At 64.5% G+C, this 12,675-nt stretch carries 4 protein-coding genes; all 4 read left to right on the top strand.

Annotation, left to right across the window (positions count from 1 at the left end; translation table 11 throughout):
• Positions 1 to 155 precede the first annotated feature (155 nt).
• The 4 genes from ACM6G4_RS01060 to ACM6G4_RS01045 all read left to right on the top strand — a co-directional run bounded on the left by ACM6G4_RS01060 (position 156) and on the right by ACM6G4_RS01045 (position 12,669).
• Positions 156 to 1,328, top strand: coding sequence for an MFS transporter (locus ACM6G4_RS01060; RefSeq protein ID WP_414912842.1), 1,173 nt, complete (start codon positions 156 to 158; stop codon positions 1,326 to 1,328).
• A gap of 84 nt (positions 1,329 to 1,412) precedes the next feature.
• Complete coding sequence (locus ACM6G4_RS01055) at positions 1,413 to 2,147, top strand: thioesterase II family protein (RefSeq protein WP_409079188.1); 735 nt, start codon at positions 1,413 to 1,415, stop codon at positions 2,145 to 2,147.
• A gap of 174 nt (positions 2,148 to 2,321) precedes the next feature.
• Positions 2,322 to 11,558, top strand: a complete 9,237-nt coding sequence (locus ACM6G4_RS01050; protein WP_414912841.1) for an amino acid adenylation domain-containing protein — start codon at positions 2,322 to 2,324, stop codon at positions 11,556 to 11,558.
• A 52-nt stretch (positions 11,559 to 11,610) separates the two neighbouring features.
• Positions 11,611 to 12,669 (top strand): TauD/TfdA family dioxygenase, encoded by a 1,059-nt coding sequence (locus ACM6G4_RS01045; RefSeq protein ID WP_414912840.1) that lies wholly within the window; start codon positions 11,611 to 11,613, stop codon positions 12,667 to 12,669.
• The last annotated feature ends 6 nt before the right edge of the window (positions 12,670 to 12,675 follow it).

Genomic DNA, 12,675 nt, shown 5'->3' with positions numbered 1-12,675 from the left:
GGCCTAAATAGCTGACTGGTTTGGGTGGGCGAGAGTTCATTCGGCGAAGGGTGTGAGTTGTCTGTTCTGGCTCCTTCACATTCAACCAACAATTCCACGCTTCCCCCGCAATCAGCCGTTATGGCAACGTGCAGTCCCCTGATGAGACCCGTCCCATGGCCAACCCCTATCGCGAGTTGTTCAAAGCCCCCGGCAGTGGCGCCTTCGTGCTGGCCGCAATGATCGCGCGCATGCCGATTTCCATGACCGGCATCGGCCTGATCACCATGCTTTCGCAGGTGCAGGGTGGCTACGCAATGGCCGGCGCGGTGGCGGCTACGTTCGCCCTGGCCACGGCCTTTTGTGCGCCGCAGGTTTCGCGGCTGGTGGATCGCTATGGCCAGGGGCGGATTCTGCCGGTGGCGGCGTTGCTGGGCGGTGGGGCACTGTTGCTGCTGTTGCTGTGCACGCGATTGCAGGCGCCGCACTGGACGCTGTTTTTCTTCGCCGCGCTGGCCGGTTGCATGCCGAGCATGTCGGCGATGGTCCGTGCGCGCTGGACCGAGGTGTATCGCGGCCGCCCCGAATTGCAGACCGCCTACGCCCTGGAGTCGGTGCTGGACGAAGTCTGCTTCATCGTCGGGCCGCCGCTGTCGGTGGGGTTGTGTGTGGTGGCATTCCCCGAGGCCGGTCCGCTGGCGGCCTTGCTGGCGCTGGCCATCGGCGTCACCGCGTTCGTCTTGCAGCGCAGCACGGAGCCGCCGGTGCATCCCCATGAAGAACACCATCAAGGCTCGATCATCCGTTCCCGCGACATTCAGTTGCTGATGCTGTTGATGGTGGCCATGGGCACCATCGTCGGCGTGGTCGACGTGGTCAGCGTCGCCTTCGCCCAGCAGCAGGGCCAACCGGCGGCGGCGAGCATCGTGCTGTCGGTGTATGCCATCGGCTCGTGCCTGGCCGGGTTGGCGTTCGGCGCACTGCGCTCGAAAGTGCCGCTGGCGCGCCTGTTCCTGTACGGCGGGGTGGCGACGGCGGTGACCACCTTGCCGTTGCTGCTGGCGACGAACATTTTCGGCTTGTCCCTGGCGGTGTTTGTCGCCGGCCTGTTTTTCGCCCCGACGCTGATTGTCGCCATGGCCCTGGTGGAGCAGATCGTGCCGCCGGCCAAACTCACCGAAGGCCTGACCTGGCTGGTGACCGGCCTGAGCATCGGCGTGGCGATCGGCGCCGCCGGCTCCGGCTGGTTGGTGGACGCCTTCGGCGCACGCAGCGGGTTCTGGCTGGCGATTGCGGCGGGGGCGGTGGTGCTCGGTTCGGCGATTCCGAGTTATCGCCATCTGAAATGAAGATTTACCTGTGGGTTATTCGTATGGCTAATTCTTTGGGCTCCTCGTCCGTTCTCCAAACAGACAACTTTCGAGGAAAGCCCGGTGACCCCGCTGACATTGCTGTGCCTGCCCTATTCGGGCGCGAGTGCCATGGTCTATAGCCGTTGGCGGCGCAAACTGCCGCAGTGGCTCACGCTGCAACCGGTGGAACTGCCGGGGCGTGGCGCGCGGTACGGCGAGCCCTTGCACACCGACATGCGCCGCCTGGCGCTGCAATTGGCCCAGGAACAAAAAACCACGCTCAAGGCGCCATACGCATTGTTCGGCCACAGCATGGGCGCGTTGCTGGCCTGCGAGATGGCCCATGCGTTTCGCTCGCTGGGCTGCCCGGAGCCGGTAGCGCTGTTCGCCTCGGGCACCGCCGCACCGACCCTGCGCGCCGACTACGACCGGGGCTTCGCCCAGCCCAAGACCGACGCCGAACTGATCGAGCAACTGCGCACCCTCAACGGCACCAGCGAAGAGATCCTGGCCAACGAAGAGTTGATGAGCCTGACCCTGCCGGTGCTGCGTGCGGACTTCCTGCTCTGTGGGCGTTTCGCGCCAATTCAACGCCCCTTGCTCAAGTGCCCGGTGCATGTTCTCGGTGGCAAGAGCGATCGCGCCAGCGCCGAACAGTTGATCGGCTGGAGCCAGGAAACCCGTGGCAGTTTTTCGGTGGACATGCTGGCTGGCGGGCACTTCTTCATCCATGAGCAGGAAGCCAAGGTCCTGCGGGTGATCAAGGATCAGCTTGAGGTGCATCATCGGCGGCTTTCCATGGCTGCCGTGGGTTAACACCACTCCCAAGTTTCACCCGCTCCCACATTTTGAACTGCAACAACCACGGTTTTTCGTGTTTTACCCTCCCTCCTGATACTTGCCCCCATCCGCTAATTTTTCCCGCCTGCATTCGTTCTATAGGCACGACGCGCCCTTGCGCCTGCTGCCTACTGATGCGGATGCCGATAGATGAATGCTCAAGACTCCTTGAAACTTGCTCGCCGGTTTATCGGGTTGCCCCTGGAAAAGCGCCAGTTGTTCCTTGCGGCCTTGCACAGGGAGGGCGTGGATTTCGCCCGTTTTCCGATTCCGGCCGGCATCGAGGCCGAGGACCGCCAGGCACTGTCGTACGCCCAGCAACGCATGTGGTTTCTCTGGCAACTGGACCCTCACAGCGGCGCGTACAACTTGCCGGGCGCGGTGCGGTTAACCGGTCGCCTGAACCTGCCGGCGCTGGAGCAGGCGTTCGCCAGCCTGGTGGCGCGGCATGAAACCCTGCGCACGGTGTTCGCCCGTCAGGCCGATGACAGCTTGCTGCAAGTGCCGGCCGCTACGCCGCTGCGAATCGCGCAGGTGGATTTCAGCGCATTGCCTGCCGAGGAACGCGAACCTGCCGTGGCTGAAACCGCCGAGCAGCAATCGGTGCTGCCGTTCGATCTGTTGACCGGTCCGCTGCTGCGGGTGACCTTGCTCAAGCTCGCCGAACAACAGCACGTGCTGTTGCTGACCCTGCACCACATCGTCTCTGACGGCTGGTCGATGAACGTGCTGATCGACGAATTCATCCGCTGCTACGACGCCTTCGATGCGGGCGCGCAACTGCAGCTGGCAGCGTTGCCGATCCAGTACAGCGACTACGCCCTATGGCAGCGCCGCTGGCTGGAGGCGGGCGAGCAGGCGCGGCAACTGGCGTATTGGCAGGCGCAGTTGGGTGACGAACACCCGGTGCTGGAGTTGCCCCTGGACCATTCGCGCCCGGCGATGCCGAGCTATCGCGGCACCCGCTACGAATTCGCGGTCGAGGCACAACTGGCGGAGCGCCTGCGTAGCACCGCACAGAAGCACAACATCACCCTGTTCATGCTGTTGCTCGGCGCCTTCAACGCTTTGCTCCATCGCTACACCGGGCAAACCGACATCCGCGTCGGCGTGCCCATCGCCAACCGCAACCGCGCGGAAATCGAAGGCCTGATCGGCTTCTTCGTCAACACCCAGGTGCTGCGCACGCAACTGGACGGCCAGACCCGGGTCGATGACCTGCTGCGCGCCATCAAGGAAACCGCCCTCGGCGCCCAGGCCCATCAAGACCTGCCATTCGAGCGCCTGGTCGAGGCGCTGAAACTGGAACGCAGCCTCAGCCACACGCCGCTGTTCCAGGTGATGTACAACCACCAGCCGCACGTGGCCGACATGGCCTCGGTCAGCACCGCGTCCGGTCTGGAGCTGGGCAGCATTGACTGGCAAAGCCGCACCACCCAGTTCGACCTGACCCTGGACACCTGGGAGAAGGGCGGCAAGCTGCACGCCGCGCTGACCTACGCCAGCGACCTGTTCGAGGCCGATACCGTTGCGCGCATGGCCGGGCACTGGACGCGCCTGTTGCAGGCGATTGTCGACGACTCGACGCAAAGAGTCGGCGAGTTGCCGATGCTGACCGCGGATGAGCAGCAAGTGCTGGTGCAGGACTGGAACCGCACCGCCGAGACCTATCCGGTCGAGCAGTGCCTGCACCAGTTCATTCAGGCCCAGGCCCGACGCACCCCCGACGCGCCGGCGCTGGTGTTTGGCGAGCGTCAGCTCAGCTACGGGCAACTCGACGCTCGCAGCAATCAACTGGCGCACTGCTTGCGCGAGCAGGGCGTCGGCCCGGATGTGCTGGTGGGGATCTGCGTCGAGCGTTCGCTGGAAATGGTCATCGGCCTGCTGGCGATTTACAAGGCCGGTGGTGCCTACGTACCGCTGGACCCGGAGTACCCGGCCGAGCGCCTGGCCTACATGATCGAAGACAGTGCGATTGGTTTGCTGCTCAGCCAAAGCACCTTGATCGGCGCACTGCCCACCGAGGGCGTCAAGGTCATCGCCCTGGATCAGGAGCACAACTGGCTCGACGGATACAGCGAAACCTGTCCGCAGGTCGACGTGCATCCGTTGAACCTGGCCTACGTGATCTACACCTCCGGTTCCACCGGCAAGCCCAAAGGCGCCGGCAACAGTCACGGAGCTCTGGTCAACCGCTTGTGCTGGATGCAACAGGCTTACGGGCTGGATGGCAGCGACTCGGTGTTGCAGAAAACCCCGTTCAGTTTCGACGTGTCGGTGTGGGAGTTCTTCTGGCCGCTGATGACCGGTGCGCGGCTGGTGGTGGCGCCGCCGGGGGCACATCGCGAACCGGCGCAGTTGATCCGCCTGATCGAAGACCAGGGCATCAGTACACTGCACTTTGTGCCGTCAATGCTTCAGGCGTTCATCCACGAACCGGGCGTCGAGGCTTGCACCGGCCTCAAGCGCATCGTCTGCAGCGGTGAGGCCTTGCCGCTGGATGCGCAATTGCAGGTGTTCAAAAAGCTGCCGGGCGCCGGGTTGTACAACCTGTACGGCCCGACCGAGGCGGCCATCGACGTCACCCACTGGACCTGCATCGACGAAGGCGCCGACAGCGTGCCCATCGGCCGGCCCATCGCCAACCTGCGCACCCATGTGCTGGATGCGCAATTGCTCCCGGTTCCGGCCGGCGTGGCGGGGGAGTTGTACCTCGGTGGCGCCGGGCTGGCGCGCAGTTATCACCGGCGTCCGGCGCTCAGCGCCGAGCGTTTCGTGCCGTGCCCCTTCGATGACGGCGCGCGCTTGTACCGCACCGGCGACCGCGTGCGCCAGCGCGCCGACGGTGTGATCGAATACCTCGGACGCCTCGACCATCAAGTCAAATTGCGTGGCCTGCGCATCGAGCTGGGGGAAATCGAGACTCGCCTGATGCAGCATGCGCTGGTGCGCGAGGCCGTGGTGCTGGTGCAGGGCGGCAAGCAGCTGGTGGCGTATCTGGTGCTGGAAAATACCGACACCGACCCGCAGTGGCCGCAAACCCTCAAGGCCTGGTTGCTCGGCAGCTTGCCGGAATACATGGTGCCCATCTACCTGATGCCGCTGCATGCCTTGCCGGTGACCACCAATGGCAAGCTCGACCGCAAGGCCTTGCCGCCACCGGACGCCGCACCGCAACAGGCATTCGTTGCGCCGCTGGATGCGATGCAGATCGCGCTGGCGCAGATCTGGCAGGACGTATTGGGCGCAGAACCCGTGGGCCTCGAAGACAACTTCTTCGAACTTGGCGGCGACTCGATCATTTCCATCCAGGTGGTCAGCCGCGCCCGCCAGGCCGGTATCCGTCTCAGCCCGCGGGACCTGTTCCAGTACCAGACCGTGCGCAGCCTGGCATTGGTCGCGACGTTCGACAGCCGCAGCAACATCGATCAAGGCCCGGTCAGTGGCGAAGTGATCCTGACCCCGGCGCAGCATTACTTCTTCGAACAGGCCATCGCCCAGCGCCGGCACTGGAATCAGTCGCTGCTGCTGACGCCCCGGGAAGCGCTGAATCCGCAAGTGTTGGAACAGGCGTTGGTTACCGTCATCAACCACCACGACGCCTTGCGCCTGCGCTTCATCGCCGGTGACGAAGGCTGGCAGCAGCGCCATGCAGCGCCAGTCGAGTCAGGTGGGTTGTGGCAGCGTCGGGCGTCTTCGGCCGAAGCCTTGACCGCCCTATGCGATGAGGCGCAACGCAGCCTCGATCTGGCAGAAGGGCCGCTGCTGCGTGCCTTGCTGGTCAGTCTCGACGACGGAAGCCAGCGCCTGCTGCTGGTGGTTCATCACCTGGTCGTGGACGGGGTGTCGTGGCGGGTGTTGCTCGAAGACCTGCAACAGGCTTACCGGCAAGTGGCGCTGCCCGAGAAAACCAGCGCCTACCAAACCTGGGCCGCGCACCTGCAACAGCACGCCCAAGCACTCAGTGAGCAGTTGCCGTACTGGCAGGCGCAACTGGCCGATGCCAGGGACGTGCCGTGTGACAACCCCCGGGGCAGCATGCAGCAGCGCCACGGACACAAGATCGAATCGAAACTTGACGCCGAGTTAACCCAACGTCTGCTGCAACAAGCCCCGGCGGCCTATCGCACCCAGGTCAATGATCTGTTGCTCACGGCGCTGGCGCGGGTCATCTGCCGCTGGAGCGGGCAGCGCTCGACGCTGATCCAGCTGGAAGGCCACGGCCGCGAAGACCTGTCCGACGACCTCGACCTGAGCCGCACCGTCGGCTGGTTCACCAGCCTGTTTCCAGTGCGCCTGCAACCCGAGGCCGAAGTAGAAAGTTCGATCAAGTCGATCAAGGAGCAACTGCGCGCCATTCCCGGCAAAGGCCTGGGCTACGGCTTGCTGCGCTACCTCGGCGAACCGGTGCAGCGTCAGGCCCTGCAAGACTTGCCGGCGCCACGGATCACCTTCAACTACTTGGGGCAGTTCGACCGTCAGTTCGACAACGCCGCGCTGTTCGTCCCGGCCCCGGAAAGCGGCGGCCAGGCCCAGGGCGACGATGCGCCGCTGGCCAACTGGCTGACCGTGGAAGGCCAGGTCTATGGCGGGCAGCTCTCGCTGCAATGGGGCTTCAGCCGTGACCTGTTTGCCGATTCCACCGTGCAACGACTGGCCGATGCCTACACCGAAGAACTCAAGACGCTGATCGAGCATTGCTGCGCGACAACGGCAGGCCAGGTCACGCCATCGGACTTCCCGCTGGCGCGCATCACCCAGGCACAACTCGATGCCTTGCCTGTTGCGGCGCCGGTCATCGAGGACGTTTACCCGCTGACGCCAATGCAGCAGGGCATGCTGTTCCACACCCTGTACGAACCCCAGGCCGAGGCCTACATCAATCAATTGCGCCTGGATATTCAGGGCCTTGAAATCGTGGCGTTCGGCCGGGCCTGGCAGGCGGCGATCAATCGCCACGACATCCTGCGCAGCAGCTTCCACTGGTTGGGGCTCGAGTGCGCCCATCAGGTGATTCATCGCCAGATCGACCTGCAACTGCAAGTGGTCGAAGCGGCCGACATCGACCTCGATGCACTGGCCGCCGAGGAGCGCAGCCGTGGCTTCGAACTCGGCGCCGCGCCGTTGTTCCGCCTGCTGCTGGTACGTCGGGGCAGTGAAGACTGGCACCTGATATACACCAGCCATCACATCCTCATGGACGGCTGGAGCAACGCCCAGTTGCTCGGCGAAGTGATCCAGCACTATGCCGGCCAGACGTTGGCCAGGCCGTTGGGGCAATACCGCGACTACCTGCGCTGGATTCAACAGCAGCCGCTGCTGGCCGCCGAACAGTTCTGGAAACAGGCGCTGGCACCGCTGGAAACACCGACGCTGCTGGCGCAAGCCTTGCCGGCGCCCGCCGAAGGGCGCGGCATGGACGAACATCAATTGACCCTTGAAAGCGCCACGCAACAGCACCTGAGCGATTTCGCCCGCCAGCAGAAAATCACCCTCAACACCTTGCTGCAAGGTGCCTGGGGCCTGCTGTTGCAGCGCTACACCGGCCAGTCCTGTGTGGCCTTCGGCGCGACGATTGCCGGACGCTCCGCGCCGTTGCCGGGCATCGAGCAGCAGTTGGGGCTGTTCATCAACACCCTGCCGATCATCGCCGCGCCGCAGGCAGGGCAGTCGGTGGGCCAATGGCTCAGCGACCTGCAAGCCCTGAACCTGAGCCTGCGCGAGTTCGAACACGTGCCGCTGTACGATATTCAGGGCTGGGCCGGGCAACAGGGGGCGCTGTTCGACAGCCTGCTGGTGTTCGAGAACTTCCCGGTGGCCGCAGCCCTCAAGCAAGGAGCGCCGGCGGGCCTGACCTTCGGCGCGCTGCACAATCACGAAATCACCAGCTACCCACTGACCCTCGGCATCGAAGTCGGCGCCACGTTGCGACTGGATTTCAGTTTCGACCGCTCCCGGTTCAGTGCTGCGCAGATCCGCCAGTTGGGCGCCAGCCTGCTGCATGTGCTGGCGCAATTTGTTGCCCAGCCACAACAGGCGCTCGGTGCCGTCAGCCTGCTGGATGCTCAGGCCCAAGCCCGGGTAATACGCGGCTCGCGTCCACCGGTGCCAGAACTGGACAGTCCGTTGCTGGCCCATCAGCGCTTCGAGCAACAAGCGGCCCGCACCCCCGATGCGCTGGCGGTGATGCTCGGTGACGAACGCCTGACCTACGCCCAACTCAATGCCCAGGCCAACCAGCTCGCCCATCGCCTGCGCGCCCAGGGTGTGGCGCCGGGGCAGCGGGTGGGGCTGTCGCTGCGGCGCAATGCGCAGATGATCGTCAGCCTGATGGCGATCCTCAAGTCCGGCGCCGGTTATGTGCCGCTGGACCCGGATTACCCGGCCGAGCGCCTGGCCTACATGATCGAAGACAGCGGCATGGACCTGCTGCTGGCGCAACCGGGTCTGCTGGCCGATGTAGCACTGCCGCAAGGGTTGCCGCGCCTGGCGCTGGAGCCGGGCGCAGCCGCCGGGTATTGCACCGACAACCCGGTCAACCTCGCCAGCGCCGAAGACCTCGCCTATCTGATCTACACCTCCGGCTCCACCGGACGGCCGAAAGGCGTGTGCCTGGCCCATGCCGCCCTGCGCGAGTTTTGCGTGATCGCGGCGGACTATTCACAACTCACCGCGCAAGACCGCGTGCTGCAGTTCGCCACGTTCAGCTTCGACGGCTTTGTCGAGCAGTGCTACCCGTCATTGTGCGTGGGCGCGGCGCTGGTGATGCGCGGCGATGAACTGTGGGACACCGACACCCTCTACCGCCAGATCATCGAACAGGGCGTGACCCTGGCGGATTTGCCGGCGGCCTACTGGTTCCTGCTGGCTCAGGAGTGGGCCGCACAACCGCAGCGGGACAAGGGGCGCTTGCGCCAGATCCACGTCGGCGGCGAAGCCATGTCGCTGGAAGGCCTGAAGCTGTGGCACGCCGCCGGTTTGGGCGATGTGCGCCTGCTCAACACCTACGGGCCGACCGAAGCCACGGTGGTGTCCAGCACCCATGAGTGCACGCTGGTCGATACCCGCAATCTGATTGGCGTGCCCATCGGCAAAGCCCTGCCCGGTCGCGCACTGTATGTGCTGGACAGCGAAGGCCACCTGCTGCCGACCGGTTGCGTCGGCGAATTGTGCATCGGCGGCGACGACGGCCTTGCCCAGCGCTATCACCAGCGACCGGGCTTGAGCGCCGAACGTTTCATTGCCGATCCGTTTTCCACCACGCCGGGGGCGCGGCTGTATCGCAGCGGCGACCTGGCGCGCTATCGCGAGGATGGTGCGCTGGAGTACCTGGGGCGCATCGATCATCAGGTGAAAATCCGTGGTTTCCGGGTCGAACTGGGTGAGCTGGAAGCGCATCTGCAAGGCCTGCCGATGATCAGCGAAGCCGCGGTGCTGGTGCATGAAGGCGTCGGCGGCAAGCAATTGATCGGCTACGTGGTGCCGGCCGATGCCGGGCTGCTGGCGGCGGATGCACGTCAGCTCACCGACACCGTACGCCGCGCCTTGGGCGAGCGCCTGCCGGACTACATGCTGCCGGCGCAACTGGTGTTGCTGGCTGCATTGCCGCTCAACCGCAACGGCAAGCTAGACCGCGCAGCCTTGCCGGCGCCTGAAGTCTGGGAAGTGGCAACGGGTACTGCACCCCAAGGCGAGCTGGAAATCGAACTGGCACAGATCTGGCGGCAGGTGTTGCAGGTCAGTCGTGTCGACCGGGAAAACAGCTTCTTCGAATTGGGTGGGCACTCGTTGCTGGCGACGCAAATCGTCTCGCAGATCCGCCAGCGCCTGGGCCTGTCGGTGAGCCTGCGCAGCCTGTTCGAACATCCGCGCCTCGAGGATTTCGCTGCTCAGGTGCAGGCGCTGCAACACAGCTGTGAACGCCCGGCGCTGGTGGCGGACACCAGCGGCGAACGCCAGCCGTTGTCCTTTGCCCAGCAGCGCCTGTGGTTCCTGTGGAACCTGGAGCCGGACAGTTCGATGTACAACATGCCCGGTGCCTTGCGCCTGCGGGGCGAGTTGAACCTTGACGCCCTGCGCCTCACCTTCGAAACCCTGGTGCAGCGTCACGCCGTATTGCGCACCACGTTCTATGAAGAAGACGGCCAGACCTGGCAACGGGTGCATGCGCAACTGCCGTTGAGTTTTGTCGACAGCGACCTGCGGCATCGGCCGGCGCCGGACGTCGAAGCGCAGCAACTGGCCCGCGAGGAAGTCTCCCGGCCATTCGACCTGCGCCACGGTCCGTTGCTGCGGGTGCGGGTGCTGCGGGTCGCGGATGACGAGCATGTGCTGTTGCTGACGGTGCATCACATCGTCGCCGATGACTGGTCGTTCCGCGTGCTGATCAATGAATTCGTCACGCTCTATCCAACCCTCAACCGTGGCAAGACCCCGCAACTGCCAGCGCACAGCGTGCAGTACGCCGACTTCGCCAAATGGCAGCGCCAGTGGCTGGAGCAGGGCGGCGAGTTGCAGCGCCAACTCGACTACTGGCAGCAGCGCCTTGCCGAGCCCCAGGCGGTGCTGGAGTTGCCTGCCGATGGCGACCGGCGCACGACACAAGAAGGTGCCAGCGCCCATTTCACCTTCAGCGGCGAACTCAGCCAGCAGTTGCGCGACTTTGCCCAACAGCGCGATCTGTCGCTGTTCATGCTGCTGCTGGCCGGTTTCACCCTGGTCCTGCGCCAGCGTACCGAGGTCGGTCGGGTGCGCATCGGCACCGATATCGCCAACCGAAATCAAGCCGAGCTTGAAGAAATGGTCGGCTTCTTCGTTAACCAATTAGTACTGCAAGTGGAGGTCGATGCCGAGCAGTCGGCGGCGCAGTTGCTGGAGGCCTGTCGTCGGGCGGTGCTGGAGGCTTCGGACCATCAGGACTTGCCGTTCGAGCGCCTGGTGGAAGCCATGCGCCTGCCGCGCCGGGCCGGCCGTTCGCCGCTGTTCGACATCAAGCTGATCTACCAGGAAGGCGTTGCTCGCCTGCCGTCGATGGAAGGCCTGCAGATCGAGGACTTCCCGTCCGGGCGCCAGGCCGCCGAGATCGGCATGGTCGCCGCGTTCTACAACGATGCCGAACACATTCACCTGAGTTTCGAAACGCCGGTGGGCCAGTACCTGCCGAGCACGCTGGAGTCCTTGTTCGAGCAGATCCGGGCGGTACTCGAAGCGCTGATACGCGCTGACGGAGTGCAGGTCGGTGAGTTGCTGGACCTGGCGACCGATGTGCAACGCCGTGCCGATGCGCGCTTGAACGAGCAACGCAAGGCCTTGCTCGGCGGCGCCATGGCGATCAAGCGTCGCTCGGCGAACCGTGGCGCAGCGGCAGCGAAAACAGCGGCGGACTGATTCAGTCGGCGGCGCCCTTGAGCGCCGCCGTCAACATTTTCTGGAGGGGTTTATGACCGTTTCAACGACCAAGTCCATGCCCAGGATGGGCCGTGGTGCCCGTAAAAGCCTGTCCACCGATCCGACGCGGCTGGTGAGTTTTGCGCCGCTGTTCGAAGGCCTGAGCATGCCGCTGGTGTGCCGTCCGGCCGTGTCCGGCGTGAGCCTGGTGGAATGGGCGACCCAGAATCGCGCGCTGATCGAAAGCAAGCTGCTGGAACACGCGGTGATCCTGTTCCGTGGCTTCCAGGTGGCCGATATCGGCGAGTTCAACCGCTGCGTCGACGGGATTTCCGGCGGTGCCCTGGAATACCTGTTCCGCGCTTCGCCACGGACCCAGATCAGCGGCCAGTTCAAGATCTACAGCTCCACCGACTACCCGGCGCCGGAAAAAATCTTCCCGCACAACGAACACTCGTACTCGCCGGTGTTCCCGCGTCACCTGTATTTCTACTGCGACATGCCGTCGACCACCGGCGGTGAAACCCCCTTTGGCGATACCCGCCGGATCCTCGCGCGGATCGACCCGGCGGTGCGCGAAGAATTTGCCCGTAAACGCATCATGTACGTGCGCAACTACGGCGATGGCATGGGCCTGCCATGGCAAACCGTGTTCCAGAGCGAGGATCGCGGCGAAGTCGAGGCCTACTGCACGAAAATCGGCATCCAGGCCGAGTGGAAACCGGGCAACCGCCTGCGCACCCGGCAGAACGGCCCGGCCATCGTGCGCCATCCACTGAGCGGCGAGCGCATCTGGTTCAACCACGGCACCTTCTTCAACGCACTGACACTGCCGGACAGCATCCGCGACAACCTGCTGCGTGAATTCGGCCCGCAGGACCTGCCGCAAAACACCTTCTTCGGCGACGGCTCGCCGATTCCCGACGATGTGATTCGCCACCTGCAAGGCATCTACCGCGAGGTGATGGTCGAGTTCGCCTGGGAGAAGGGCGACGTGGTGCTGCTCGACAACATCCTCAGCGTACATGCGCGCAACGAATTCACCGGCTACAGAAAAATCCTCACGGCCATGGCCATCGCGCAGAAAAGCGCCGACCTGGATCAGGAATAAGGACAC

The sequence above is a fragment of the Pseudomonas sp. IT-P258 genome (assembly GCF_949767825.1).
GTDB classification, from domain to species: Bacteria; Pseudomonadota; Gammaproteobacteria; order Pseudomonadales; family Pseudomonadaceae; genus Aquipseudomonas; species Aquipseudomonas monachiensis.
The sequence above is the reverse complement of the archived record's forward strand: the minus strand, read 5'-3'. Positions and strand labels throughout refer to the sequence as shown.

Bases quoted from the DNA above. Each gene is read 5' to 3' on its own strand.
- ACM6G4_RS01060 (WP_414912842.1), top strand. From the start codon at position 156: ATGGCCAACCCCTATCGCGAGTTGTTCAAAGCCCCCGGCAGTGGCGCC.
- ACM6G4_RS01050 (WP_414912841.1), top strand. From the start codon at position 2,322: ATGAATGCTCAAGACTCCTTGAAACTTGCTCGCCGGTTTATCGGGTTG.
- ACM6G4_RS01045 (WP_414912840.1), top strand. From the start codon at position 11,611: ATGACCGTTTCAACGACCAAGTCCATGCCCAGGATGGGCCGTGGTGCC.